This is a genomic window from Rhodobacteraceae bacterium LMO-JJ12 (assembly GCA_021555075.1).
Classification (GTDB): domain Bacteria; phylum Pseudomonadota; class Alphaproteobacteria; order Rhodobacterales; family Rhodobacteraceae; genus JAKGBX01.
In genome coordinates this window covers 1-26,462 of sequence record JAKGBX010000001.1, presented here as the reverse complement: position 1 = coordinate 26,462, position 26,462 = coordinate 1, and the positions used below count along the sequence as shown (strand labels likewise).

The 26,462-nt window shown below is 58.8% G+C and carries 25 protein-coding genes; 13 read left to right on the top strand and 12 right to left on the bottom strand.

Annotated elements, in window-relative coordinates; all coding sequences use genetic code 11:
• Positions 1–233: 233 nt before the first annotated feature.
• Both LZG00_00125 and LZG00_00120 read left to right on the top strand, forming a co-directional pair.
• Complete coding sequence (locus LZG00_00125; protein MCF3592405.1) at positions 234–1,247, top strand: Gfo/Idh/MocA family oxidoreductase; 1,014 nt, start codon at positions 234–236, stop codon at positions 1,245–1,247.
• Positions 1,248–1,449: 202 nt separating this feature from the next.
• Complete coding sequence (locus tag LZG00_00120) at positions 1,450–2,430, top strand: LysR family transcriptional regulator (protein MCF3592404.1); 981 nt, start codon at positions 1,450–1,452, stop codon at positions 2,428–2,430.
• 125 nt (positions 2,431–2,555) lie between these two features.
• Here LZG00_00120 and LZG00_00115 read toward each other — a convergent pair whose 3' ends face one another.
• Positions 2,556–3,407, bottom strand: coding sequence for a fumarylacetoacetate hydrolase family protein (locus LZG00_00115; protein MCF3592403.1), 852 nt, complete (start codon positions 3,405–3,407; stop codon positions 2,556–2,558).
• 410 nt (positions 3,408–3,817) lie between these two features.
• On the opposite strand from LZG00_00115, the gene LZG00_00110 reads away from it, so the two are divergent.
• Both LZG00_00110 and LZG00_00105 read left to right on the top strand, forming a co-directional pair.
• On the top strand, positions 3,818–5,161 hold the full coding sequence (locus LZG00_00110) for a Xaa-Pro peptidase family protein (GenBank protein ID MCF3592402.1): 1,344 nt from the start codon (positions 3,818–3,820) through the stop codon (positions 5,159–5,161).
• 85 nt (positions 5,162–5,246) lie between these two features.
• Positions 5,247–6,068, top strand: a complete 822-nt coding sequence (locus LZG00_00105; protein ID MCF3592401.1) for a hypothetical protein — start codon at positions 5,247–5,249, stop codon at positions 6,066–6,068.
• 382 nt (positions 6,069–6,450) lie between these two features.
• Here the strand turns inward: LZG00_00105 and LZG00_00100 are convergent, their stop codons facing one another.
• Together LZG00_00100 and LZG00_00095 are read right to left on the bottom strand one after the other, a co-directional pair.
• Positions 6,451–7,731: a TRAP transporter large permease gene (locus tag LZG00_00100; protein MCF3592400.1), complete on the bottom strand. Its 1,281-nt coding sequence runs from the start codon at positions 7,729–7,731 to the stop codon at positions 6,451–6,453.
• Positions 7,732–7,763: 32 nt separating this feature from the next.
• Positions 7,764–8,273 (bottom strand): TRAP transporter small permease, encoded by a 510-nt coding sequence (locus LZG00_00095; GenBank protein ID MCF3592399.1) that lies wholly within the window; start codon positions 8,271–8,273, stop codon positions 7,764–7,766.
• A 183-nt stretch (positions 8,274–8,456) separates the two neighbouring features.
• Here LZG00_00095 and LZG00_00090 point away from each other — a divergent pair, with 183 nt between their 5' ends.
• The 3 genes from LZG00_00090 to LZG00_00080 all read left to right on the top strand — a co-directional run bounded on the left by LZG00_00090 (position 8,457) and on the right by LZG00_00080 (position 11,227).
• Entirely contained in the window at positions 8,457–9,536 is a 1,080-nt protein-coding gene (locus LZG00_00090) for a C4-dicarboxylate TRAP transporter substrate-binding protein (GenBank protein ID MCF3592398.1), read from the top strand.
• Positions 9,537–9,672: 136 nt separating this feature from the next.
• Positions 9,673–10,461, top strand: coding sequence for a hypothetical protein (locus LZG00_00085; protein ID MCF3592397.1), 789 nt, complete (start codon positions 9,673–9,675; stop codon positions 10,459–10,461).
• Between the two features lie 112 nt (positions 10,462–10,573).
• Positions 10,574–11,227 carry a TetR/AcrR family transcriptional regulator gene (locus tag LZG00_00080; GenBank protein ID MCF3592396.1) on the top strand — a complete coding sequence of 218 codons (654 nt, stop codon included), beginning with the start codon at positions 10,574–10,576 and terminating at the stop codon, positions 11,225–11,227.
• 129 nt (positions 11,228–11,356) lie between these two features.
• Here the strand turns inward: LZG00_00080 and LZG00_00075 are convergent, their stop codons facing one another.
• The 3 genes from LZG00_00075 to LZG00_00065 form a co-directional block, all read right to left on the bottom strand.
• The gene (locus tag LZG00_00075; GenBank protein ID MCF3592395.1) at positions 11,357–12,250 is read right to left on the bottom strand and encodes a LysR family transcriptional regulator; all 894 of its coding nucleotides are present in this window, start codon (positions 12,248–12,250) and stop codon (positions 11,357–11,359) included.
• A gap of 283 nt (positions 12,251–12,533) precedes the next feature.
• On the bottom strand, positions 12,534–14,042 hold the full coding sequence (locus tag LZG00_00070; GenBank protein ID MCF3592394.1) for a hypothetical protein: 1,509 nt from the start codon (positions 14,040–14,042) through the stop codon (positions 12,534–12,536).
• Positions 14,039–15,727, bottom strand: a complete 1,689-nt coding sequence (locus tag LZG00_00065; GenBank protein ID MCF3592393.1) for a CHAT domain-containing protein — start codon at positions 15,725–15,727, stop codon at positions 14,039–14,041. Before LZG00_00065 ends, LZG00_00070 begins: the two co-directional genes overlap by 4 nt.
• 171 nt (positions 15,728–15,898) lie before the next feature.
• Between LZG00_00065 and LZG00_00060 the strand changes: the two genes are divergently transcribed.
• The 6 genes from LZG00_00060 to LZG00_00035 all read left to right on the top strand — a co-directional run bounded on the left by LZG00_00060 (position 15,899) and on the right by LZG00_00035 (position 19,793).
• On the top strand, positions 15,899–16,513 hold the full coding sequence (locus LZG00_00060) for a ribonuclease D (GenBank protein ID MCF3592392.1): 615 nt from the start codon (positions 15,899–15,901) through the stop codon (positions 16,511–16,513).
• Positions 16,514–16,568: 55 nt separating this feature from the next.
• Positions 16,569–17,177, top strand: a complete 609-nt coding sequence (locus LZG00_00055; protein MCF3592391.1) for a hypothetical protein — start codon at positions 16,569–16,571, stop codon at positions 17,175–17,177.
• Between the two features lie 10 nt (positions 17,178–17,187).
• On the top strand, positions 17,188–17,670 hold the full coding sequence (lptA, locus tag LZG00_00050; protein ID MCF3592390.1) for a lipopolysaccharide transport periplasmic protein LptA: 483 nt from the start codon (positions 17,188–17,190) through the stop codon (positions 17,668–17,670).
• A complete protein-coding gene (gene lptB, locus LZG00_00045; protein MCF3592389.1) occupies positions 17,663–18,436 on the top strand; it encodes an LPS export ABC transporter ATP-binding protein in 774 nt (257 codons plus the stop codon). The genes lptA and lptB overlap by 8 nt, the downstream gene beginning before the upstream one ends.
• A 275-nt stretch (positions 18,437–18,711) precedes the next feature.
• Positions 18,712–19,281, top strand: coding sequence for a ribosome-associated translation inhibitor RaiA (raiA, locus tag LZG00_00040; protein ID MCF3592388.1), 570 nt, complete (start codon positions 18,712–18,714; stop codon positions 19,279–19,281).
• 47 nt (positions 19,282–19,328) lie between these two features.
• Positions 19,329–19,793 carry a PTS sugar transporter subunit IIA gene (locus tag LZG00_00035; protein ID MCF3592387.1) on the top strand — a complete coding sequence of 155 codons (465 nt, stop codon included), beginning with the start codon at positions 19,329–19,331 and terminating at the stop codon, positions 19,791–19,793.
• A 19-nt stretch (positions 19,794–19,812) separates the two neighbouring features.
• Here LZG00_00035 and LZG00_00030 read toward each other — a convergent pair whose 3' ends face one another.
• From LZG00_00030 to LZG00_00005, 6 genes are all read right to left on the bottom strand, one after another.
• Positions 19,813–21,234 carry a sulfotransferase domain-containing protein gene (locus LZG00_00030; protein ID MCF3592386.1) on the bottom strand — a complete coding sequence of 474 codons (1,422 nt, stop codon included), beginning with the start codon at positions 21,232–21,234 and terminating at the stop codon, positions 19,813–19,815.
• Between the two features lie 54 nt (positions 21,235–21,288).
• Positions 21,289–23,025, bottom strand: coding sequence for a beta-1,6-N-acetylglucosaminyltransferase (locus LZG00_00025; protein ID MCF3592385.1), 1,737 nt, complete (start codon positions 23,023–23,025; stop codon positions 21,289–21,291).
• Entirely contained in the window at positions 23,022–24,008 is a 987-nt protein-coding gene (locus LZG00_00020; GenBank protein ID MCF3592384.1) for a glycosyltransferase family 2 protein, read from the bottom strand. Before LZG00_00020 ends, LZG00_00025 begins: the two co-directional genes overlap by 4 nt.
• A gap of 61 nt (positions 24,009–24,069) precedes the next feature.
• The gene (locus LZG00_00015; protein ID MCF3592383.1) at positions 24,070–25,317 is read right to left on the bottom strand and encodes a glycosyltransferase family 4 protein; all 1,248 of its coding nucleotides are present in this window, start codon (positions 25,315–25,317) and stop codon (positions 24,070–24,072) included.
• Positions 25,310–26,290 carry a UDP-glucose 4-epimerase GalE gene (galE, locus tag LZG00_00010; protein ID MCF3592382.1) on the bottom strand — a complete coding sequence of 327 codons (981 nt, stop codon included), beginning with the start codon at positions 26,288–26,290 and terminating at the stop codon, positions 25,310–25,312. Before galE ends, LZG00_00015 begins: the two co-directional genes overlap by 8 nt.
• 60 nt (positions 26,291–26,350) lie before the next feature.
• Positions 26,351–26,462 (bottom strand): UTP--glucose-1-phosphate uridylyltransferase (locus tag LZG00_00005; protein MCF3592381.1); only part of this gene is annotated, 112 nt, incomplete at its 5' end.

The window sequence follows — 26,462 nt, the reverse complement described above, 5'->3', positions numbered from 1 at the left end:
ACGCTTGCAGATTTAGGACCGACAGGATTTACGCGCCACCAAGCGGCGACTTCAAGACGCCATAGCCTGCCAAGCGGTTACGCGTCGCTTTGCGGCCTAGACTATCAAATTTTCTAATAGACGACATACATTTAGATCAATTGCTGTTGTGGCAGATCGCCCGGTAGGATCGGGCCAAACAAAGAGGCGATACGAACGAGGATCGCGTCGGGCGATCTGAAGGGGACGACAATATGACAACCAGGGGTTTTACGGTTGCTGTGGCAGGCTATGGATGGTGGGGCAAACACATCGTGACGCGCCTGCAGGACCACCCCTGGTTGAAGATTGCCGGGATCATCAAGCGCTCGACCACCGCCCATGCGGAAATCAAGAGCCGTGGTTTGGAGGTATGGCCTGATTTTGATGTGGCGCTTGCGCGTGATGATATTGACGCGGTGATCCTCACGACACCCAACACCGTGCACGAAGAACAGATCCGCATGGTTGCCGCTGCGGGCAAGCATGTCTTTTGCGAGAAGCCGCTTACGCTGACGGCGCAGAGCGCACGCAACGCCATGAAAGCCTGTGAAGACGCCGGAGTACAGCTTGGCATCGGTCAGGAGCGCCGGTTTGAGCCGGCAATGGTTCTGCTGCGCGAGCAGATCAAAAAGGGCGCGTTGGGAACAATCATGCACGCCGAGGCCGCCTTCAGCCATGACAAGCTGATCAATGTGCCTGCCAACGATTGGCGTACCCGCAAGGACGTCTGCCCGGCAGCCAGTATGACTGCCACGGGCATCCATCTGTCGGACCTGATGATTTCGTTCTTCGGCCCGGTCGAAAGCCTGCATGCCTTCACCTCCGACCGCTCGCTTGGCTGGGAAACCGGCGATGTTGTTACGGTCCAGATGAAGTTCGAGGCGGGCATGACCGCCACCTTCAGCGCGGTACTGCACACACCGCATTTCATTCGCATGCATGTCTTTGGCACTGATCAGTGGATCGAGGTACTCAACGACAGCCACCCCGACACTCCGGGCGGCAATGTGCGCGTGATGACGGCAGAGACGGGAAAGGACCTGCAACAGCAGAGCTTTGATTGGGAAGACAGCGTAACCGCCAACATCGAAGCCTTTGCCCGCGCCGCGATGGGCGAGGCGCCCTATCCCTTCACCCCCCGCGAGATGGTGCACAACATTGAGGTGCTCGAAGCCATCGAACGCTCGGCGGAGACGGGGCAAGCGGTCCGTTTGGCGGATATCTGAGAGGTCGGGTTTTGCATCTAAATGCGGCACGCCTGACCTATGATTTGCGGGAACCGGGAGCTTGTCTGATCGCTATCGGGTCGATTGAATCGAAACCTTTCATCCTTCGCTGTTCACTGCTTTGCAAAGAGAATGCTTGGTTGATTCATCAAGAAAATTAATCCTAAGCTGTGATGGATAGAAGAAAACTGGATGGCTTGACATGAAGCTTCAGCAGCTGCGTTACTTCGTGGCCGTTTATGAACAGGGTTCATTCTCGGCCGCGGCGGAGAAGGTGAACGCCACGCAATCCGGCCTGTCAATGCACGTGGGCCAGTTCGAGAAACGCTATGGTGTTACCCTTTTCACCCGCAGCTCGTCTGGTGTTACTCCGACCGAAACGGGGAGGTCGTTTTACAAGGAAGCAGTGAAAGTGCTCGCGGCAGCGTACCGCGCCGAAGACCGGATCCGATCGCTTTCGAAATCAGTGACGGGACATATCTGCATCGGCCTGATGCCAACCTTTACGCGCGCCGTTCTGACGCCGGCCTTGTTGCGCTTCTCCGAGACTTTTCCCGAGGTGCGGTTGTCCATCTCAGAGGGCTATTCCGGTGCGCTTGCAAATGATGTCAGGGAAGGGCGGCTGGACTTTGCCGTCGTTCCGGCCTCTTTCGATATGGGCGATATGCTGGTTGTTTCGCACATGGGCAATGACCGCGAATGCCTCGTGTGCGCCCGCGATTGCACTATGTGTTCTGGAGAGCAGGAATTGCCCATCGGGCCTCAGGGTGTTCGGATGGCGGATCTGCCAGCGCTGAAGCTGGTGCTTCCTGGGATGGGTAACGCCCGCCGCAACCGGATCGAGCGCTATCTGAGCCAGAACAACATTGAGGTAAGCAACCGTCTGCAGCTGAACACCATGCATGGTACACTTGGCCTTGTGGCAGAGTCGGACTGGGTGTCGATCTTGCCGGGAATCTTGTGCCTTCCGGATCTTGACGGGGCGCGGCGGCGCGTGATGCCCTTGGCAGACCCGCCTCTAACGGTCGAATATATGCGAATCCAACACGCGTCCCGGCCACTGAGCCAGGGCGCCGAGGGGTTTGCGGATATCCTGCAGGTGGAACTGACGCGCGCGCTTTCGATCCAGCCGATGAGCGGGCTCGAAGCCCCCGTCAATTACGACGACATGACCATGGCCTGACCTGCGTGCTCCGTTGTGCGGGGATGTTCGTTTGCCGACCTAACGCGTTTCGACTATCTGAAGATGGGCTATCAACCAGAAAAACCCGTCACACCAAGGTGACGGGTCTCTGATTGTCGTTGGTATCAGTTTGCGACGGCAACCTGTCTTGCTGTGCCCAAGCGGTCGATTGTCCATTCGATGGTGTCGCCCGGATTGAGGAATTGGGGGGGGTTCATGCCAAGCCCGACACCCGGAGGCGTACCTGTTGAGATAATATCACCCGGCAGCAGCGTCATCATTTGGCTGAGATAGCTGATCACTGTCGGGATGCGAAAAATATAATTCGCAGTCGACCCGGTTTGCTTGGTTTCGTCGTTTACCGAAAGATGCATGGCAAGGTTGTTGATATCCTCAATCTCGTCCGGCGTCGCCATGAACGGTCCGAACGGGGCAAAGCTGTCATAGCTCTTTCCTTTGGTCCACTGGCCGCCGCGTTCGATCTGGTAGTTACGCTCTGAGTAATCGTTGAGCATGGCGTAGCCGGCGACGTGATCCATCGCCACGTCTTCATCAATATGCGTGGCCTTTTTTCCGATAACCACGGCCAGCTCGATTTCCCAGTCCGTCTTCTTACTTCCGGGTGGGATGAGAACGTTATCATTGACGCCACAAAACGCCGTGGTGGATTTCAGGAACACGACCGGCTCTTCGGGAATATCCATGCCCGCTTCGATCGCGTGGTCAGAGAAATTGAGGCCGATACAGACGATCTTGCTGGGCCGACAAATGGCCGGTCCGACACGAACATCATCGCCCACCAACGGAGCGCTATCGGCGTTTTTCTCGGCCCAGGCAGCCAGACGTTCAAGACCGCCGCTTTCGAAAAAAGCCTCGTCATAGTCTGCCCCGAATTCGGATACGTCGATGCGGTGACCTCCCGGAAGAATGAGGCCGGGCTTCTCTTTTCCTACTGACCCAAAACGACATAGTTTCATTTGATCGACTCCATCCAATTCATAGCTATCCAAGCCAAAGTGCGCCTGCGCCATGTTCAGCCAAGCCCTTTGGTTACCGTCGAACGCATCCGCGGCCCGGAGAAGATATGTCCGTCGGGGATAGAGGGGAAATGCCAATTCCCCCTACCGAAATGACTATTTAGCATATCCAAAAGCCATTGATGATCTTGCGCCAAATTTTCCCCACCTGATAGATTGAACGACAGTTCGAGAACGATACCGAAGCTCCCACCCAGGGATCAGTAGGGCAGTTGGTCATCAGAAAACGTTAACAAAATCAAGGACATCTCCGCAGGACACGAACTCTCTATATTCGGTATTTAAATTACCGATTTCTGGAAACGGGACCTGTCTGGGGTTAGTCAAATCTGCAACAAAAGGAGCGCAGCATGAATTCGCAAAAACCTTGGGGCGGCTATTCGCTGGATGAGAGTTTCATTCAAGAGCAGCACCACAACAATCCGCGGCGCCTGTTTAGCCAAAACAACACCGACTGGCAGTATCGCGTCGATCATGAACGGCTTCGCGGAGAGCGTTTGGCGCGTGCGCGTGCCGAAATGGAGGCCGATGATCTCGGCGCGATGCTATTGTTTGCCGGCGCCAATATCCGCTACATCACCGGTTCCTATCAGGGCAACTGGAAATACAACATCAACATCCGCTACGCAGTACTGCCGCGCGGAGGCGAGCCGGTGCTGTTTGAAACGGCCGGTTCCGACATGGTCAATGCCAGCCTTGATTTGCCCTGGATGGGCGACCGGGTCCGCCCCGCGATGACTTGGCAATGGTCCGAAGGCGCGATCGGCGAAATGTCTGACAAGATGGTCGCCACGGTGGTGGATGTTCTCAAGGAACACGGTGTCGAAAAAGAAAAGATCGGTGTTGATACGCTGGACATGCCGTCGATGCACGCCATGGAAAAAGCCGGCCTCAAGATCGTCAGCGCATGGCCGGCCATGTCGCGCGCCCGCGTGATCAAGACCGTCGATGAGATCGAGCAGTTGAAGATGTCGGCCTCGATCGGCGACGCCGCCATGTGGCACGTCAAGCACGAGTGGCTGAAACCCGGCATCACCGAGCGTCAGATCGAAGCCAAGGTTCATGAGTTCATGCTCTCGCGCGGCTGCGAAATCATCTATGACATCATCGTCGCATCCGGTGGCAACACCAGCCCCTACCGACGCTGGGCCACCGACAAGATTGTCCAACAGGGCGACCTGATCATCATCGACATCAACGCTGTGGGCCCTGGTGGCTATTTCATCGACTTTGTCCGCACATTCAAATGCGCCGCGAAGATGTCGCAGCTAGAGATCGATCTCTATCGCGAGACCTACGACTCGATGTATGCGGGTCTGGCGAATTTGCGTCCCGGCATGACCTCGGCGGATGTTGCGTCCCAGTTCCCGCAATACGACGATGACAAATACGGCACGGTCACGCTTCAGCAATTTGCCCACTCAATCGGTTTGACCCTCTACGAAGGTATGTGGATGAGCCGGGCATACTCGATGAAATACCCCGCCGAAATCAAAGAGAACATGTACTTTGCGATCGAGACCTTTGCTGGTCACCCGGGGCTTCAGCAGACCTGTCGTCTGGAGGAGAACGTGCTTGTAACCAAGGACGGGCCGGTGGTCTTCACCAAAATGGAGCACATGGAAGAAGCCGTTGCCGGTTATCGTCCTGGTGAGTTCCATCACGAAGGCATTTTCGGCTATCCGACGAAGTGACGGACCGCTGTCTTGATATGAAACGGTCGGAGAAGGGGGAGCGCCCCCCTCTCCGACACAACGCGCATTGGTTAGGATTTCCGAAATGTTTCCCCAAACAGAACAGAATCGTTCGATGATCTTCAATCCGCTAATTGTGGTCGCTTCCGAACTTGGAATCGCCAGCGCCAACGCCTCGGCCCAACCTCGTAGCGAGGCCGACCGCCAGTCATCACTGGTGAAAGCTTATAAACTGGCAGCCAGCTCCGAGCTCGGCTCGGTCGTCGTGGATAGCATCGACGAAGCGGGAGCCGAGGCAGCCGCCGCCGCAGGCGCCTACACAGTTAGGACCGATCCGGTCACATTTGCCCGTACCCACAATTATCGTTCAAGCTCGGGTGCCGAACGAATTGCAGCAACGGTCAATCGTTTCGACCGCTTCTATACACACGACATTATCGTCGCTGTGGCTGATGATATGGAAGGGTTGCTGCCGCATTATTTGCAGGCCTTGATGTATGCACTGGCGACAAGCGACGTGGGCATTGCCACACTGGTCACGCCGCTTGCAACGGGCGAATTGGAAAATAGCGATATCACCAAGGTGGCGGTGAACTGGAATCCGAACCGCATCGTCCATCCGCTGGAAGGCAGCCGCGTCGGCACGCTCACCGATATCAGGCGTGATGCCGCAGCACTGCCCAACGCAGATTGCAGCAAGTTGCTCCCGATCCACGCTTGGCGTCGTGCGGCCCTTGACCGCGTCGTGCGGACGCCGCCGTCAGAGCGGGAGTTTGCCGAAGGGACCGATCTCGTTCGCGCTATGGAAGCCGGCATTCGCATCGATGTGGCGCAAGTAACTGAAGACATGAAAGTGCTCATGACGCCGGCCGAGCTTCGCGGCGAAACACTCGACATGGGTCACTGACAGTTTTGCAGCCGTGAAGGCCTGCGCCTATTCCCACGGTTGACCGCGCTCTAAAGTGTTTCGAGATGAACCTGTATCACGGGTTCGTCTCGAAATGCGTTAGTGCAGAGCCATGCGGGGTTTTGAGTGACGCGGTTCACGCAACCGACATCCAATCGTGATCCCTTTTCGACGCTCAGGATTGATCCGTTGGCAATCGCAATCGCCATAAGGCCGTCGCCGTGATCGAAACCGAAGAACTCTCGCCAAGGACGGTGGAGGGTTCCGGTTCCGGCTGGATGAAAGCTCAGTCGCTGGTCAAGAACGAAAGAGCGCCGGTGTCCTGACAGGGGACGCCGGCGCTCTTTTTGGGACTCGGAGGGTCTGCGACGTGGCGCTGGCCCTACATTAGGTTTTGCGGCAGCCAGGTGCTTAGCGCAGGAAACACCAGCACGAGAACCGCGACCACGAGGATCAGCAGCAAGAACGGCACCGCTCCGCGGAAGATGTCCCCGAGGGTGATATCGGTGCCCGGAGCCGCGGCCTTCACCGTGAAGACCAGGATGCCAAAGGGTGGCGACAGCAGCCCTGCCTCGATCACCAGTATGCCGAAGATCGCGAAGGCCAGCGGATCGATTCCAAGCGTCGTGGCCACCGGCGCAAAGATCGGCACGGTTAGCAGAATGATCGACGTGGAATCGATGAACATGCCGAGCAGCATCCAGACACAGAAGATGACTCCGATGACGACTGCTGGGTTTTCGCTGATGGCGAACAGCAGGTCTCCGATTACCTGAGTCGCGCCGCCCATCGCGAGAAAGCGCGAATACATGGAGGCTGTTACCAGCAGGATCATGATGGGCGCGGTGGTGCGCCCGGCGTTGTAGATCGCCTCGATAACGTCCTTGCGGGTCATGCCTTTGGCAAGGCCGAGAAGAAAGGCGCCCATCGTGCCGAAGCCAGCGGCCTCTGTCGGGGTCAGAAAGCCTCCCCAGATGCCGCCGATGACGATGGCGATCAGGCCGAGTATCGACATCCCGCCCAGCATTTGCCGACGCAGCTCCTTCTGGTCGCTCTGGCCGGGCAGGCAGGCGGCCTGCATGGGGGCGCAGTCGGGGTTGCGAATTGCGTAAATCACGCAGTATCCGCAGAACCCGAGCGCCAGCAGCAAGCCGGGGAGCAGACCCGCGATGAATAGCGCACCAATGGATTGTTCGGTCAGCACCGCCCAGACGATCATCAGGATCGATGGTGGGATCAGCATCCCGAGAGAGGCGCTGCCCGCGACCGTCCCGAGAGAGAAGCGCTTGGAATACCCCAACGCGCGCATTTCCGGGTAGGCAATGCGCGAGAAAGTCGCCGCAGCGGCGACGGAAACGCCTGTAATCGCGGCAAATATCGCGTTGCCCATCACGGTTGCAACGCCAAGACAGCCGGGCAGGCGACGGAAGGCGCGATTGCACAGGCCATAAAGATCGCTGGCCGATCCTGACCGGCTGACGAAGTCGCCCATAAGGACGAATAGCGGGATGATGATGAAGATATCCTTGCGCAGCGCCTCGTAGGCGGTGGTGCTCAGGATGGAAAGAGCGATGTCAAAGCTGCCGAGCATCCAGAACACGCCGACGAAACTGACCACACCAAGTGCGACCGCCAAGTGGACACCCAACAGGATGAACAGCATCAGGAGGGCGAGAATCCCAAAGATTGTGAGTGTCATGTCATGTCCAGATCGGAAGAGGGGGTTTTCGACAAGCCGCCGCGCAGATCGGCGATCATTGCCGACACATAAGCGAGGGCTGCAAAGGCGCTGGTGACGATCAGCATAATGCGCACCGGCCACGTGTAGATTCGCATCGCGCCTTCCCCTTCATATTCGCCCAACCGGATCGCAGTGAAGGCGGCAGGCAGGGACGCGTAGGCTATAGCGCTGAACAGCAAGGCGCCCAGGGTCCATGAGAAAAGGTGCAGAGCAATCCTCGCCCGCGGCCCGACGGCGTCTACGAAGGCCGTCGTGCGCAGCATCGACCCTGTGTAAATCGCCAAAGGCAATTGCAGGAACGTCACAGCGATAACTGAGTTCTGCAAGATCTCCTTGGTCCCGGCGATCGGATGTAAAAAAAGCGTTCGTCCAAGCACATCCGCGATGATCAGCAACGCCAGGAAAAAGACCCAGCCCGCTGAGAGAATATGTGCCTGGCGCGCCAAGGCTATCTGGAATCGCATTTTTCCTCCTCACATCCCATGTCGGGCCGAGAGTAAGGGCAATGACGCGCTGCGACAAGATTTTTGTTTATCGCACGATAAATTAGTGTAACACTTTCCCTGGGCCAGTAGTCGGCAACAGGTTGAGAACCTGTCGGGTGAGTCGGCGGCAGGCGCCAATGATCTTAGAGGAGGACTCGATTCATGCACTTCAAACACGGACTTTCGACGATTGTCGCCGGCGCGACCTTGGCGATTTCAAGCGCGGCGACGCCGGTGCTGGCAGACAGCTTCACATTTCGAATCGGCGCGGGGCATCCCAAAGGGCCGGCACCCTACGTAACTACAATGTCAGACTATTTTGTCACCGAGGTGAAACGCCGCGCGGCCGAGGAGACCGAGCACAAGGTCAACTTCATTGAATCTTACGGGGGCGGCATCGCGGGTGTGGCCGAAACACTGGAAGCGGTGCAGGCGGGTCTGCTCGACTTCGGCGGTTACTGCGTCTGCTTCGAACCGTCGAACCTCTATCTCCACAACTTTCCCTATTTCGAAGCCTTCGGCCCACAGGCGTCCTCGGACGCGATCGCGGCCGTGCGCATTGTCTATGACAAGAACCCGTGGCTGGCTGAGGTCTTCGAAAAGGAGTTCGGCCAAGTCATGCTGGGGCTTGGCGCCTGGGACAACTACCACCTTGGGACTGTCAACGAATGGAAGACGGTCGCGGATCTGAAGGGTGTGAAAATCGGTGGTGCCGGCCCCAACCTGCCTTGGCTTGAGTATGCCGGCGCCGTGCCGGTGCAATCCACCCTGCCAGAAGGCTATATGGCAATGAAGACGGGTGTCTATGACGGCTGGCTGATGACACCGGCAGGTTACAACGGTTTCAAATACTATGAGCCCGCGCCGTATTATACGCTGATCGGGTTCGGAGCGATGCCGGTGGTCGTGATGACCGTGAACGAGAGCAAGCTGGCATCCCTTCCCGAGGATCTGCGCAAGATCGTTGAAGAGGTTGGCCGCGCATGGGAAGCACAAAACGGCAAGGCAATGGATGACAGCCAGGCCTCCGGCTTGGCCGCGCTCGCGGAAAACGGCGCGATCATCAACACTCTCCCACACGAAGTACGTGTGGAATGGGCCGAAAGCCTTGCGGATTTCCCGCGCAAGAGTGCCGCGGAAGCCGACTCGCGTGGCATGCCCGGAACCAAGGTGCTGCAAGACTTTATCGACGCGGCGGTTGAGGTCGGGCACGAATGGCCGATCGACTACGATCTGAATTAAGCAAGGCGAGACCCGGCGGGTATCAAGATTCTTGATGCCCGCCGCCTGCAGATCTCATTTCAAAATTGCGTCGTTCTGGCTTTAGCATCGCGGCTATAGGCCGCGCCGCGGCCTTCGCCTTTGGGAGGATGCCGCCATGAAATTGGGATACTTTTTCATTCCACCTGAAAACCAACGCTCCGGGCGTTTCGGAGATCTTGATCGTGGACGCGGAAATATGTCCCGTGCGTTGGGGTTTTCAGAGTTCTACCTCCCGGCAGAAACGAGCAGGAGTTGCGGCAGCAATCTGCGTGGACCGGAAGGCAAAGCAATGCTTCAGGTGCGCAGCACGACCGCTTGGGCTTCGGTTGCCCGCCTCGCCTGCACCGGCGGTGTGGATCATTGTATTGCCAAACCCGACGAGAGCGTTCTCGTGTCACCCCAGATTTCCGACATGCAGGCCGACGTCGACATTCGCGCCGGACGCGCACCGTTTTCCGTCAGTTGGGCGGATACAGAAACACTGTCCCGGCAGTGGAGCGCCCATGTTATAGGCTGCACGCGGGCCGGGCGCAGCGCCCACCCCAGGAATTGGCGCGTTGCGCGGTCGGTTCTGATCACCGATGATGGCGTGGTTGCCAAAGACATGGTGATGTCCGCCGACAGTCCGTGCAGAGCCTACTTTCGCAGCGTTATGGGCGCGGATGCCAGCGAAGCATCCATCGACGAGAAGATCGACGCCTGTGTCTTGTATGGAAATCAGGATGCGGTGGCGGAGAAACTGCTGAAGATGACGCGCGCCACTGCGGCCTTCGGCACCCTGGCACTCGCGGATCACGCATGGGCGGATGCCGAGCGCGCCATCCGGTCGATGAGATTGCTACACGACGTGGTCGAGACCTGTTTTTCATATCCCGACCGCCAAATGGTGTCGGGCTGGCAGTGACCGGGGTCGGCGTATCTCCGCTCTCTTTGTTGATCACACGATAATCAATTGCATTGATTAGTTGGTTGGCAGTCTGGTAGGTTTTTCCCAAACGAAAACCGCCGGAGGTGATGTGGCCAAAGGACAGCAAACAGCGCGTGAGAACAGCGCAGAACCGGTTCGAAGACGGTTGTCGCCGGAGGCCCGGCGGTCTGAGATCATTCGCGCCGCCGTTGAACTGTTTTCCGAGACGGGCTTTGATGGAAGTACGCGCGACGTAGCGCGTCGGGCAGGGATCAAGCAACCGCTGCTCTATCGCTACTTCCCCGACAAGAAGAGCCTGATAGAGGCGGTATATCGTCGCGTTTTCCTCGAAACATGGAATCCTGATTGGGACCCGATGCTACAAGACCGGAGCCGTCCGGTTGTCGAACGGTTTCAGTCGTTCTACGAGGCCTACACCGATATCGTCTTTCAGCCGGTCTGGCTGAGGCTGTGGTATTATGTGCTTTTGCGCGATGCAGAGGTGCATGCGTGGTACAGGGAAGTTGTTCAGGAGCAGATCCTGAAACCGCTGGTCCGCGAGCGCCGGGCCGAGCTGGGACACGGGGACATATTCTCGGTGACGGTCGAAGAGCTGGACGTGCCATGGCTGTTGCATGGCGGGCTGCTGAATTACGGATTGCGGCAGTCTTCGAGCCAAAGCTCAAGCGATGATCGCGCGGCCATCATTCGCAAGGCTCTCGACCTCTACATGCAGCAATCCGCGATGACCCCGCCCGACTGAAGCCTGCATTCGGCCTGCCCGGTCCCGCGTATCTTGCTCAGATTACAGCCATAGCTCCACGCTGACGCCGCCCTCTCAGATACCGTCAGCGATCTGCTGGCAAGGCTCATCAGATTTGGGCAGAGCCCGCTATTGGGCGGGGAAATGTTTGGCCACGTATTCGCGCAGCGCTGCGACGAATATATTCGAGATTCTCGATCGGGTTTGACCGGAAGGAAACAGCAGGCCGTATTCAAAGCGGATCGAAGGCTCGAATGGCCGGGAGACCAGTTTGTTGCCATAGTCATTGGCGATAAAGGGGTGAATGATCGACACCCCCAACCCATTGGCGACCATATTCGCGGCAAGAAGGGTGGATGGCGCCTCAAGACGCAATGCCCGCCGGTGTCCCAGGCGCCCAAACAATTCGTCAGTTCGATACCTGAGGATAGACTCGGTGTTCACCGAAACGAATGAAACGCCCTCAAGATCCTCGGCTAGGATCTTATCCTGTTCAGCCAGAGGATGATCGCAGGGCAGCACACAGACGCCGTCGGCCGCAAAGAGCGGTTCGACATCGATCGACTGGTGATTGATCGGAAGCGTTGCCACCCCGAAATCGAATTGGCCGCTTTCCACGCCCTCTTCGATATCAAGCCGGGTTCCCATCTCGATCGAGATCTTGATATTCCGGTATCGTTTGCTGATTTCCGAAATCGTATCCGGTAGCAGCCCATAAGCCAGCGCCGGCATTGCAATGATCCTGAGCGCCCCGGACTGCAAGGTTCGGATGTCACGGGCCGTGGCGGTGATCTGATCGACACTGGTCAGAAGCTTTCCGACCAGTTCGTAGAATTGTTGGCCTTCGGGCGTTATCCGCAGCCGACCGCCCCGGCGATCGAATATGTTGAGGCTCAACTCGTCTTCCAATTGACTGATCAGACGGCTGACAGCCGACTGCGTAAGCCCCATCAGATCGGCCGCCTGTTTCGTGGTGCCGCTGACCACAACAGCCCGAAGTGCTTCGAGTTGTCTTAATTTCATTTTCCACCCGATTCGGCCTGCGCAGATCGCTCTCATCCAGACCGGGACTATCCAGGTCAGGAGCCACTTAGCACCGCATCAACAGTTAACCTATTCTAGTATCGCATACCATATGTCGATTTCCGAGACATCTCTCATAAAAATCACCTGGAATCATCACATCTGTGGTCATGTATTGGCTTGGATGGTTTCAGTGTTTTCGGCCTAGCTCATGCTCCCGTTCCACCCCCTTTGTGCAGGCGTCTTGCATCTGCCACTTCGGCGCTATCAAAGGCAAATCGCCCTATTCATCGGGCGCATTTTCCGCGGCACGCCCATAGGTCACGAGACAGCCAACATAGCGATGAACATCATCGCAATCATCAACCCGCGCCGTCGGGTCCAGCCCGGCAGCCGCGCCATTGTGGGCGGCGCTCAGGAATACTTCGACCGTGCTGCGCGCATTGCGCCTTGCGGCCTCGGCGCCGAAGGTTGTATCGCCGCGCGCGCTCAGCTCGGCCTGTTTCAGCCAAAGCGCCTGACGGGCATAGTCAAGCGTGACATCAAAGGCGTCGCTTCCCAGCATCACCTGCGCCGCGGTGTGCAGGAAGAAGCCCTCGCCCGACGTTAGGTTTTCGCGATAAAGCGCCACCAGCGGGTCGAGTGTATGAATGATTGGCGCGGGATCGATCGGCTTGCCCGCATCGCGCGCGGCGCGCGCGGTGATCAACGCAATATAGAACTCTGACGCATGGGCGTTGGCGATATCCCCGGTCGCATCGGCATGCGCACTGGCTTCTTTCAGCAGGGCAATGGCCGCCTCGACATCGCCGCCACTCGTTGCCAGAACCGCCTGTCGCATCAAGAGGTCGGTCTTGTCACCACCGACGGCAAGCGGGGTCGCGGCCCGGATCGCGGCTTGTTGAATGTCGTTGCGCCCAACCGCCGAGGCGGCATCGGCCAGCCCCAGGAACAGCTCAAAGGCAATTTCGGCGGTCCGCTCGGGCAACGGCACCGGCCCCCACCAATCGGGCGGCTCTCCGGGCTGCCAGGGCGTGCGCGTCATGTAGCCCAGCGCGCGCAGATAGGCGTTGGCGCTGTCGGCGGGTCGCCCAAGCTTGCCCAGCGCGCGCGCGTTCAGCCATTCGAAATCAACGTTGATGCCGCGCACGTCACCTTCGGGCAGGCCGCTGTCCATCGGCAACAAGGCAGCGCTGGCAAGGCTCAACGCCCCGGCATATTCGCCAGATTCAAACCGTGCAAAAGCCCGCTCCAACACGTCGCGCGCCAGAACATTCGCGCTGGTGTTGGCCGCCGAAAGCTGCCCCTCGCCCCAGAGTGCGGCATCGGCAGCGTAATCTTTCGCATAGTCCTCGCCGAGCGTCGCAGTGAGCGTCATCATGTTGAGCTGTGCCAGTTCGAACGCCTCGTCAAGCCGCCCAAGATCGGCCAGCGCATAGCTCAGCGTTACCTGCAGGATGGCGCGAAAATCGTCCTGCCCCTGTACCCCGGCCAGCATGGCAATCCCCTCCTCGGCCAGCAAAAGCGCCAGGCCGGGGTTCAGTTTGTAATTGCGCACATGGTCGGTGAACATGGCATAGAAAATCGCGAAATCCGGGTTGATCCGCCCGGTGGCACGCGCCTTCTGAAGCGTCTCGTTGAGATAGATATAGATCGCCTCGCCATCGCCGCCTGCCTCCATGACCTTGGTCAACCCGGCCATCGCCGCGTCGAAATCATTTGCATCCGTTTCGCCCGCCACGGGCCCGGCCAGACAGCCAAGCGCAGCCAATACCGCCAGAAACCGTTTCATCCTGCCCCCCCGTCGCCCACGATTACGAACGGCGCCCAGGCCGCCGGGTGCGACAGGCTATCGTCGTCGGTGTCATTCAACATATCCTGCATTGCGCTCTGAAGCGCTTCGGCCTTGCGCCGCGTGCCGCCGCCCTCGGCAAGATAGCGGAACGTTTCGGTGGTCAGGCGCGCGGCCGCATCGTCGCGCACTGGCCAATGCGACACCAGGATCGTGCGTGCTCCGGCAAAGAGAAACGCCCGCGCCAACCCCGAAAGCCCCTCGCCGTCAGGTGTTCCGTCGCTTCCTGCCGTGTTGCAGGCCGACAGCAGGATCCAATCGGCCTCCATTGGCAATTCGGCGATTTCCGACGCCGTGAGTAAGCCGTCATTGTCCGGTTCCGCCACCTCCGGCGGGCTAAGAACCAGAGCGGGTTCTGCCAGCCCGCGCAATTCGCCCGACAACAGGCCATGCGTGGCAAAGGCGATCACCCGCGCGCGGTGTTGCAGGTTCTGGCGCAGATTATGTTCCGACGCCTGTGCTCCGAGAAACAGTCGGCTTTGCTCCGGCCCCAGGATCTCTGCCAAGGCGCGCACCTCACGCCGGGTTCCCGGCAGCCGCGCCAGCGCGCGAATGTTGTCGAGATTGGCACCCCCGGCGCGATAAAGGCTGGCCTCGCCCGGCGCCATCACCCCGGCGAAATCGGGATCACCAAAGCCCAGAAAGGCAAGTTCAGCAGTGTCGTTTTGCGCAGCACGCGCCGCCGCCACCAGCCGCAGGCTTTCAACCGTCGGCAAGGTGGTCAGCGCATGACGCTGAAACAGCCACCCCGTCTTGCGCAGCGCCTCGGGGTCGGCGTCATCGCCGCGCAACTGCTCATCCGTCACCAAAAGCGATAGCGGAAGCCCGGTCAGCGGCCCATCGACCACCGAATAGAGATGCCGCACGCCCTGCAATGTCGCCTCGTGCGGCAACAGCAATTCGCGATAAAGCAGATAGGCCCATAGCCGTTCAAACGGTGCAATCCGCGCGCTGGGCGGCTCGTCGTTCAGCGCCGCCGCGCTGCGGCTCAGGTTGGCCTGAATTAGCGAGGCGCGAATGGCGGTAACATTGTCGGCGATGCTCACTGACGGCAGGCCGACGCGTTGCCAGCTTACCTTCTGTGGGGTAATCGCCCAGACAAAGCTGTCGCGTGTGCCGGTAAAGACAAGCAGCAGCCCCTCATCCTCCGCCAGCGTTTGCTGCACTTCACTGATGCTCATCGGTGTCGGCTGGGTCAGCCGGTGAAAATCGGGAAACGCGTCGGCAATCCTGCGGTCGAGCGCGACCAGCGCGGCACCAAGCGCATCTATCTCGCCCGAGAGGCGCAGCTTTTCATCGCGCGCACCGCCTGCCACATCGCTTCCGGTAACGGCCAGGGCGGCCTCGGTTGCCGTGATCTTGTCGGCCAGAACCTGCCGTTCACGCATCAGATCGGCCAAAGGCCCGGTGCCCGCCGCCTTGCGCTGGCTGGTTTGCGCGATGGCATTGCCCGCCGATGACAGCATCGCCCATTGTGCGGCGGCAAAGGCCTCATCAATCAGGCGCGGGGCGATATCGCCACCGGCTTGGGACGGGGCCGTCTCGGCGATGCTCTCCTGCGCCGAAAGGGTCGTTGGCGCGGCCAACACGGCGAAAACCGCCAGGATTCCACACCATATGCGCATCGGTCTCAAACCCTCCCGTGACCAGATAAACATGCCCCGCGTTTGATCGTCGCCGCTCTCGGTGTTCGGCTCAAGTGTTTTATGCGCGCGCAGCACTTGCGCCCTTTGATTGCCATCTGTCCCGGCGGGATGTAACAGGGGCGCCATATTCCTCTGGCACAGGGCTTTCCCATGGCAAACCATCTCTACAAACGCGACCTCCCCGATGGGCTTGATCTCGGCTCGATCGTGGCGATTGATTGTGAAACCATGGGTCTGATCCCGCATCGCGACCGGCTTTGCCTCGTGCAGATGTCGGGCGGCGACGGCAACTCCCATCTGGTGCAGGTCGAACAGGACCAGACCGAGGCGCCCAATCTCTGTGCCATGTTGGCCGATCCGAATGTGCTCAAGCTGTTTCATTTCGGACGTTTCGATATTGCCGTTTTGCTGCATCGCTTTGGCGTGCTGACCGCGCCGGTCTATTGCACCAAGATCGCCTCGAAACTGGGGCGCACCTATACCGACCGGCACGGGCTGAAATTCCTGCTTCAGGAAATGCTGGGCGTCGATATCTCCAAGCAACAGCAAAGCTCAGACTGGGGCGCGGGCGAGCTGACCACGGCTCAGATTGAATATGCCGCCTCTGATGTGCTCTACCTCCACGCGCTGCACGACAAGCTTGAAACCCGCCTTGCGCGCGAGGGACGCAGCGAATTGGCGCAGGCGTGTTTCCGCTTTCTTCCGGCCCGCGCCCAGCTTGATCTGGCGGGCTGGCCAGAAAGCGATATCTTCGCCCATACCTGAGACGTTTTGCATAACGTCCCCCTAACGTGGCACAACAAATCGGCGAACCATCCCTGTGAGCGACAATTTTTATTCCCGGATGGTGGCATGGCTGAAGATCCTTCTGCCGCTGGCTGCGCTGGGTATATTGTCGACGCTGTTCCTGCTCTCCAAGAACATCGATCCAACCACGACAATTCCGTTCACCACGATTGATCTGCGCGAACGCGCCGCCAGCCAACAAATCACAGCGCCCGAATTCGCGGGCGCCACCGAGGACGGCGACCTGATCGCCTTTCGCGCCGTCTCGGCCCGCCCCGACCCGGACCATGGCTCGCGGCTCTATGCCGAAACGCTTGATGCGCGTATCGAGTTGGCCTCTGGCTCGGTAATTGTGTTCCGCGCCGCGGGCGGCGTGGTTGACGAAGCCGCGGACCGTGCCGAGCTTGCTGGTGATGTCATTATCGAAAGCTCGATGGGCTATCTGGTGACCACCGACAAGCTGATTTCCGGCATGCACGCGATCCATGCGGAAACTCCGGGTGCCATTGAAGGCGTCGGCCCGCCGGGCAAATTCAGCGCGGGCCGCATGCTGATCACCTCGGGCGAAGTCGATGATAGTGTGCAAATGCTTTTCACGGGTGGCGTGAAGCTGTTATATGTCCCCCCAGACCCAAAGGAATAGCCCCTTGCGAATGATCCGTGCTTTTGCCGCTTGTCTGGTTCTGACCCTCAGCCCCGCTGTGCTGATGGCTCAGGGCGCTCAAATTGCCTTTGGAGATATGACACAGGACACGTCGCAACCCGTCGAGGTAACTGCCGATAATCTGGCAGTCGATCAGAACGACGGCACGGCGGTTTTCACCGGCAACGTGTTGATTGGTCAAGGCGCGATGCGTCTCTCGGCGCCTCGGGTTCAGGTTCACTATGATCAGGAAGGCAACCGGATCGAGCGTATGGTCGCCTCTGGCGGTGTCACTCTGGTCAGTGGCGATGATGCCGCCGAAGCGCAGAATGCCGATTACTCGATCGACACGGGCATGATCCACATGCAGGGCGATGTCTTGTTGGTGCAGAAGAAATCGGCCATCACAGCCGATCGGATGACCGTTGATACCAAATCCGGCACGGCGCAGATGGAAGGGCGGGTGAAGACCGTCTTACAGTCGAATGACTGATGCGTCGGCTGCCGCGCCTGATCTGACGGTTACCGAAGGCTCGCTGGGCCTGCGCGTCGAAAACCTGCGCAAGAGCTACAAGAAGCGTGTCGTGATCCGCGACTTCTCGATGCAGCTTGATCGCGGCGAGGTCGTCGCGCTTCTTGGCCCGAACGGCTGTGGCAAGACCACGACGTTTTACATGATCTGCGGTCTGATCTATCCCGAGGGGGGGCATGTGGTCGTCGACGGTCGCGAGGTGACGGGCCTGCCGATGTATCGCCGTGCCAAGCTTGGCATCGGTTATCTGCCACAGGAAATGTCGATCTTCCGGGGCATGAGCGTCGAGGACAATATCCTCGCGGTTCTTGAAATCGCGGTGCCCGACAGACACAAACGGCGCGAGCGTCTCGAAGAACTGCTGTCGGATTTCTCGGTCGAACACCTGCGCCGCGCCCCCGCCATGGCGCTTTCAGGTGGCGAACGTCGCCGGGTCGAGATCGCCCGTTGCCTTGCCGCCGATCCGAAATATCTGCTGCTCGATGAACCCTTTGCCGGGGTTGATCCGATTTCGGTGGGCGATATCCGCCATCTTGTAGCGGCTCTCAAGAAACGTGGTATCGGCGTGTTGATCACCGATCATAACGTGCGCGAAACGCTCGAGATCGTCGACCGCGCCTATATCCTGCACGATGGCAAGGTTCTGATGTCTGGCTCGCCCGACGATGTGGTGAGCAACGAGAACGTGCGCCGCGTCTATCTTGGCGACAATTTTCGCATTTCCTGACCGAAGGCGTCGTACCAAAGGCGCTCAGAGTTTGACCGCTGATGCCTGTTTGTTGATCGACGGTATTTGATTCATCTCATTGACTTCCCATCTCCCTTCGCCTCAAATGGGGTCATGACCGTTGTGGATTTTGCCTTGCTTTTCCTCGCGATCTGCCTTTCTGGCAGCGGGTTTTGGCCAACCCACAGCAGGTCATTCATCAGCATTCGGGGATAACAAATCGAGTTGGCGCCATCGCGCCCGCACCGCCCGGATTGTCACGCAAAGGAGACAAGATGCGCTATCAGATCAGTGGCAAACAAATCGACATAGGCAACGCCCTGCAAAGCCACGTCAAACAGGAGCTGAGCCTGGCGATCGGCAAATATGCCGAACGTCCGACAGATGCGACGGTGATTTTCTCCAAAAGCGCCGCCGAATTTATTTGCGAAGCAACCGTGCATCTTTCCACCGGCCTCACGGCCTCGGCGCGGGGCCGCGCACACGAAATCTATGCCGCCTTTGATTCCTGCTGTGAGAAAATGGAGAAACAGCTGCGACGCTACAAACGGCGGCTCAAGGACCATCATAATGAACGTTCCGAACCGGTTGAACTTTATGGAGGCTCCTCGTATATCCTCGCTTCAGATCACGAAGACGAGGATTCGGAGCCGGAAAACCTTCAGCCCATGATTGTCGCCGAGATGGAAGCCAAGATCCAATCTCTCTCGGTCGGTGAAGCAGTCATGCAGATGGAAATTGCCGGTGCCCCAGTGCTTGTTTTCCGCAATGAGGGAAAGGGCGGTCTAAACGTCGTTTATCGCCGCGAAGATGGCAATATCGGCTGGATCGACCCGCAGAGCTGAAGGTCAGGGACGCCAAACGTCCCACCTGATGGAGCGGTAGGCAATACATGGAACTTTCAAGTATCCTCAAACCCGAGGCGGTCAAAGTGCTTTCGACCGCCTCGAGCAAGAAACGCCTGCTCAATGAATTGGCTGACATTGCCAGTTCGGTCTATGGGCTGGATGCTTCGGTGGCGGTCGATGCTCTGATCGAGCGGGAAAACCTCGGACCGACCGGCGTTGGGCGTGGTGTTGCCCTGCCGCATGCCCGGGTGGCCGAGATCGATCATGTGATCGGCGTGTTCGTGATGTTGGAAAGACCTATCGAATTCGAATCCGTCGATCATCAACCGGTTGATCTGGCCTTTGCGCTGTTTGCCCCCAAGGAAGACGGCGTCGAACACCTCAAGGCACTGGCGCGGGTCTCGCGGATGCTGCGCAACGAAGAGGTATGCCAGAAGCTGCGCGCCAATGGCGATGCGAGCACGCTTTACACCATCCTCACCGATGAGAATTCGGTGCAGCCGGCCTGAACTTGGAGAGAGGCGGAGTTTACCCCGCCTTCCAGCGATCAAAGCCGAACACCAGATAATCGCGTTGATAGGCGTCCTGCGCCGCCGCTTCGACAGCATCATCATAAATATCGCTCAGAGCAAACGGCGCTTCCACCACGGCGTGACCCACCTCCGGCGCCGTGTCCTGCCCCATTTTCCGCGCCAACGCGGGCAACGCCTCGGTCAACTCATCCTCGCGCAAGACGATATCGGGCAGCGCGAAACTGCCCATGCCGTGCAGGATTGAGGCCTGACTGGCCCAATGCGCGTCCTGCCGAATGCTTGATTGCCCGGCAAGGTTGGCTTTGACGAAATCGAGGAAACTTAGAAACGCCGCGCGATGCTGCTCCACGGTCCAGCTTGCATCAATCTCGCCCTCGGGCACTGGAAGCTTGTGCACCCGACGCAGGGTGCGCCGTATCCCGGCAAAGCTGCCCTTGCCGGTGCTCAGAATCCGCGTCACGAACGCATGATGTGCCCGCGCCACCGGATGACGCAGCACCGTAAAGCTGCGATGCCCGGTGTTCTTGCGCATCCATTGGCGCAGCGACTTCTGGCTGAAATCCCCTTGCAGCGGCTCCCCGTCCAGCGCCTCCATCCAGGCCATCACCTCGGCCTCCGGCCCCGAACGCACCGGCAGATACATCAGCGGCGTGCGCCCGCATGCCACGTAAGACGGCACAACCGCGCCGCGCCGCGGCTCGAAATTCGGCGTGCGGTTGAGGTTGAACCGGTCCAGCCCGGCCAGCGCCTTTTCCATTTCCTCAAAGTTTTCAACCTTCTCGGACAGCGGCGCGGGGTTTTGCCGCTTGAGGTTCTTGTCGAGCCCGTCCAGCCGGTCGGGCTGTCCCAGCCAGGCAGCGATCCCGTTCATCACCTCGACATCCTGCAAATCTTCATAGGCGACGTAAAACGCTGTCTGCCCCGTGGTCTGCAACGCCCGCATCAACCTTACTTGAAATTCCTGCAACGCCGCCAAATGCGCCTTGAATTCTGCGGCATCAAACGGCGCCTTGGCGTCCTTGCGTTTGGCCACATTGGTCAGCTTCCATTGCCCTGTCGCCTGCGCGATCTTCCAACTGACATAGCTGTCGGCGGGGTTGCGCGTCAGGATGATCTTGCCACAGCGCGGATCATTCAGAACCGTGTCGAGCACCCGCGCATCATGGTCATGGAAATAGCGAAAGCCGGTGATGTTGGAAGCATGTTTGATCGCATGAAGCAACGTGTTCGGGTCGCGATTGCGCTCCTCCTCGCTGACGCCAAGGCAGTCTTCGCGGTTGGGGTATCCGATGAAATGCGGGTTGAATGCCTCGCCCACACAAGAAATGCCCGGGAAAGCATTGAGGTTCGCCTCAAGAAAGTTTGAACCGGTGCGCATTTCCGCGAACACCACAAAGTAATCAAACGGTTTGCTCATCTATTGCCTGCCTCAAAAATCAAACGCCGCTCTTCGTTGAGAACAAGACGCCATCTACTGCACCAGATACGGCTTGCGCGGTTTGGCCTGAATCCCGATCGGATCATGCACAACCGGAAAATCGCCCATCAGATGCGGGTGCATCCCCTGGTTCTTGAGGTTCTGCAAGAATTGGCCAAACCCCGTCAGATCGGTCATCTTCGGCGCTTCGGTCAACCGGCGCAGGGTCTTGTGGCCGATTTCGTCGATAATGGTCTGCAATGGTTCCATCGGGCTCTCGATGAAATCCGCCATCGTCCATATCCGGATGCGCGCCTTGGAATAAGGCGAGCGCAGCACGTTCAGATGCTCGTTCTCGATCTTTTGCAACTCTGCCGCCTCGGCGCGGATTTCCGCGAAATTCCGGTTCGACTTGAATAGCGGAATTGCCCACGCCCCTGAAATCACGCTGATCTGCGCGTTCGGGTCGCGCGCAATCACCCAGTTCAGATCCTGATTGTCATTCGGGCCAAATTGAAAACACTGCCACGCCCCCCGCGTGTTCCAGATCAACGAGGTCAGAAACGCCCGGGGATTATAGTCGCGCAGTTCCGCACTGTCACAAAGCGCGCCTCCCACCACTTGCTGACCGCCCGAATATTCCACCCGATCCGTGGCAAACAGATGGCCATGCACCTGCGCGCCCGTGGCTTTGGTCAGCCAGGGCTCGAAATCCTCGAAAAGGTCGGAAAACCCCTGAAAGATCGAATATTTTCCGCTGGTCGTGCCGTTCTCCCAACCTTCGTTGGGAAAGCGCGACTGCATATAGAGCCCGGGCCGCCCGCGGGTGCGCCGCTCGACTGCCTTGGCGAAAATACGGTCGATCTTGCCGGGGTTCGGTTCGGTCTGATCGCGCGCGCCGTGTTTGCCTTCCAAAAAGGTCTCAAACAGCCGGTTGGCGTGTGGCCAGATCTTGCGCGCCACGAAACAGTCCGAGCGGCGCAGCAATTGCAGATGATCGTCATAGAAAATATGCGGCTTGCCCTGAAAGTCGAACTTTGAAAGGGTCAGCGACCGGCTTTCGATATTGGTCGAATATTGCCGCGCCAACGTCTGAAAATAGCTCTCGTCGGGGATCCAGACGCGCCGGAAATAGCGATCATAGGTCGCCCGCTCAGGATCTTGCAGAATAGCACTTAGCGTCTGGCGGGTCAGACACCACCATTGGCTGCCCATATGCGGGATGATGCCATTGGGGATGCGTCGCTTGAAGCGCAACGCGCGCTGAATGGCAACATAACGGTCAAACAAATGCCGCTGGCGTTTCCACGAGAACGGAAAGCGCAGGGTAAAACGCTCCTCGTCCAGCCCGCCCACCGTCCAGGGCACATCCGATGTCGTGGCGCTTTCGATAAAATCGGTACGCGGCCGATCGACAAGATAGCTGATCAACTCCTGCACCGGGCGCAGCGGCAGACACGACCCCGAGGCAAGATAGACATGCCGCACCTGCGGAAACTGCGCCAGCATCAGCTCGCTGGCCTCCTGCGTCGCGGCGACAATCCCCCAGCTGCCCCATTCACAACGGTGCCGCGTGGCAAACAGGATGTCGGGCAGATCCGAAAGCGCATCGCGAAAGGCCTGATAGGTGGCGCGCGGTGTGCTTTTGTCGCAGTGAATCACCACCGGACAGCCGGCGCCATACCAATGCCGCGCAACCTGCTCGGCCCGGTCCAGCGCGGTATGCACCAGCATCACAATCCCCACAGGCCCACGCCCGCTATCGGCATACATGATCGGTGCCCCGGTCATGCCCAGTTCCCCTTGGACATAAGCCCGAGAATCTCAAGCTGGCGCCAGTTGATGTATTTCTCGCTCCACTTGCACCACAAATCGGGGTCTTTCGCCAATGTTTCGGCATAGGCTTTGTATTCGATGCTGGCGGCATAATGCTGTTTACGCTCCAGCTCTTCTTGCGCCTTGCTGGTGAAGGTGTCGAGAAACTTGGTGTGCAGCAGAATCCCGCTGGCCTTCTCGCCGCCCCATTCGTCATAAACCAGGTTAAGCCCGCGCGGCAAAAGCATATGGGTCGAGCTGACATAGGCGTATTTGCGATCCCATTTGACCAACGGAATCTTGTTGAGCGCAGGTGCTGCCTCGGGCTTCTTGGCAAAGAACTTGCGCGCCCTTGGACCGCCTTGAATCCACAGATTTCCGAACTTGCCGTTCTTGTTGATCATGTAGTTGCCGGAATCAAACCAGCTTGTGATTTCAAGCGGGTCTTGCCCCTCGCGATAGGGCTGCGCATCAATCCGCCCCTTGGGATACATATCCAGAAGCATCGCGCTGAAGCTCTTGATCGAGGACGCATCCAGCCAATCGGTCAGCGCGCGCAGCGGGCGCGTGTCGCAAAACGGATAGATCAGGAACTCATCGGGATCGACCACAAGCGACCAATGCCCGTGGGCATATTTCATCTGCAACCAGTTCAGCCAATCCACGCCAAAGCGGCTACGCTTATAGCTTTTGCGCGTATACCAGACCGAAACATCGGGCTGTTTCATCAGGTATTCAAGGCTGCCATCATCACTGTCATTGTCGACGATCAGAAAGTGGTTCACCCCTTGCTCGCGGTAATACTGCAAGAAATAGGGCAGGCGGATCTTCTCGTTGCGCTGGGTTGAAAACAGCAGGATATCGTCGCGCTGAATCTTGTCGGTGCGATCCGACATGGCACGCAACTCGCGGCGCTTGCGAAACGCGCGAATACGCCAGCGCTTACGCTGAATTCTCATCCGATATGATTGAAACGCGCCCAAACTCGTTCCTTCTGCTGCCTGCTTTGCTACGCGGCTATCATGTCAACTTTAAGACTCGGTTGAAATGCGCTTTCCATGTTGGCACCTCGAAACCGGCTTCGCCTTGTGTCGCGGGTTTGGCCTGCTGTGTCTGCCTGCTATTTGCCAAACTTGTTATTCTTCTCTGCCAAAGATAGCTGTCCTTAACGCTTGCGTAAACGGGTAAGTCCTTGAGAATTTCACGATAAACCGGCAGGTCCGCACAGATCACAGGCACGCCCATCGCCGCCGCTTCCACCACCGGAAGGCCAAAACCTTCGGCCACACTCGGATAAAGCGCCCCCGCCGCCCCTTCCAGAAGCGCGGCAATGGCACCATCGCTCAGATCGGACGCTTCGTGCAGGTGTTCGCCCATCAAAGCCGAACGGTCCATGCGAAAGAACACTTCCTCATTCATCCAGCCACGGCCGCCACAAATCACCAGATGGGGCATCTGCTGTGGCGGCGTCTGTTTCACCAATCGCTCCCAGATTTCCAGCAAAAGCGCGTGGTTCTTGCGCGGCTCGATGGTGCCTACGGTCACGAAATAGGTTCCCTCAGGCGGCAGCCCCGGCGGCAATTCCTCGGGCGCTGGCTGGGCCAACTCCACCCCAAGAGGCGCCACAGCCCCCTGCGGTACGCCCCCCCATGCGCTCATGTGGCGTTCGGCGTCACGCCGCGTCGTGCGCGAATTATAGATCACCAGATCGGCGTGCGTGCGCACCTTTTGCAGCATATCGCGAAACCGTTCGACCGATTTTGGCGTCTGAAGCAGCGGATGATCCAGCGGAATGGTGTCATGCACAAGCACCACAACGCGCCCCTTCGCACCGTGCTTTACGGCATTGATCACCCGGTCATTGAAGTTGGAATGTCCCACGTTCAAATAGGCAAAATCCGGCGGCAGATGACGCGCCAAAAGCCGGGAAAGACCGCGCCGATGGCTCCGCCCAATGGCAAGCCTGCGCAAATCGCTCAGCATGCGTTGCTGCGCCTCGTCAAGCTTGCCAAATACACGGCTCAGCCGCGAGGCCTTGCCCCATTCGGTGCGCCCTTCGATCCGCGCGGTGATCTCGCGCATCCCGGTCTCATCCAGCAACAGGTAGCCCAGCGGTGTACGTACCAGCCCGAACGCCGGCGTCCTGCGTCCCACCAACGCCTTGAGATAAGCCATTTCAACCCGGTCCACTCCGGTCAAAACCCGTCCGGCGCGGCTGAACAATCGCGTGAGATCAAGCAGTCTTGCGCTGACCACGCTGTCACTCATAGCCGCCCACTTTGTGCCATCGCCACGCGTCTGCAATCATGGTTTGCAAGATTGACCGGTCAGGCCGCCAGCCCAATTCCTGCGCGGCACGTTCCGACCCCGAGACCAGCCGCGTGCAATCGCCCGCCCGGCGCGGCGCATCTTCATGCGGCACCGCCCGCCCGGTGACCTCGGCGGCGACCTGCATCACCTCGCGCACCGAAAACCCGCTGCCGGTGCCCAGGTTGAACACCCGGCTGCCCCGGCCATCCACCAGCCAGCGCAGCCCCAGAACATGCGCATCCACCAGATCCATCACATGCACATAATCGCGAATGCAGGTGCCATCGGGCGTGTCGTAATCGCTGCCAAACACCTTCAGCTTGCCACGCTTGCCCTCGATCGCCTCAAGGATCAGCGGAATGAGATGTGTCTCGGGTTGATGGAATTCGCCCACCTCACCATCCTCGTCGGCACCCGCCACGTTGAAATATCGAAAGATCACCGATTCCAGCCCGTCGGAAAGGCCAAAGTCCGCCAACATGTCTTCGATTGCGCGTTTCGAGCGGCCATAGGAATTGATCGGATGCTGCGCGCTGGCTTCATCCAGCACCACATTATCCTGATCGCCATAGGTGGCACAGGTCGAGGAGAAAACAATCCGCTTACAGCCCGCCGCCGTCATTGCCTCGACCAGATTGAGCGAGCCGGATAGGTTGTTGCGCCAGTATTTGCCAGGCTTCTCAATGCTCTCGCCCACCTGGCTCAACGCAGCAAAATGCATCACCGCAACCGGGCGATACGTCTCGAACACAGCGTCAAGCCGGGCACGATCCAGAAGGTCACCTTCTTCAAGAGGCCCGAATTTCACCGCACCGCGCCAGCCGGTGCTCAGATTGTCATAGGTAACCGGGTTAAACCCGGCCGCCTTCAAGGCCTTGCAGGCATGCGAGCCGATATAGCCCGCGCCACCTGTTACCAACACGTTATCCAAAAGAAATCTCCCGGCCTTTGCCTCGCACAGCCGCTCTGCGCGAGGTGTTTCAGCCCTGCCTTATTGCGCGGCCTTGTCGGCATGCACCACATCCTGAAGGTATTGCATCAGCCCGTCGCGCAGCTCGTCGCGCGCCAGCCCGAACGAGACGGTGGCCTGCAAAAACCCCACT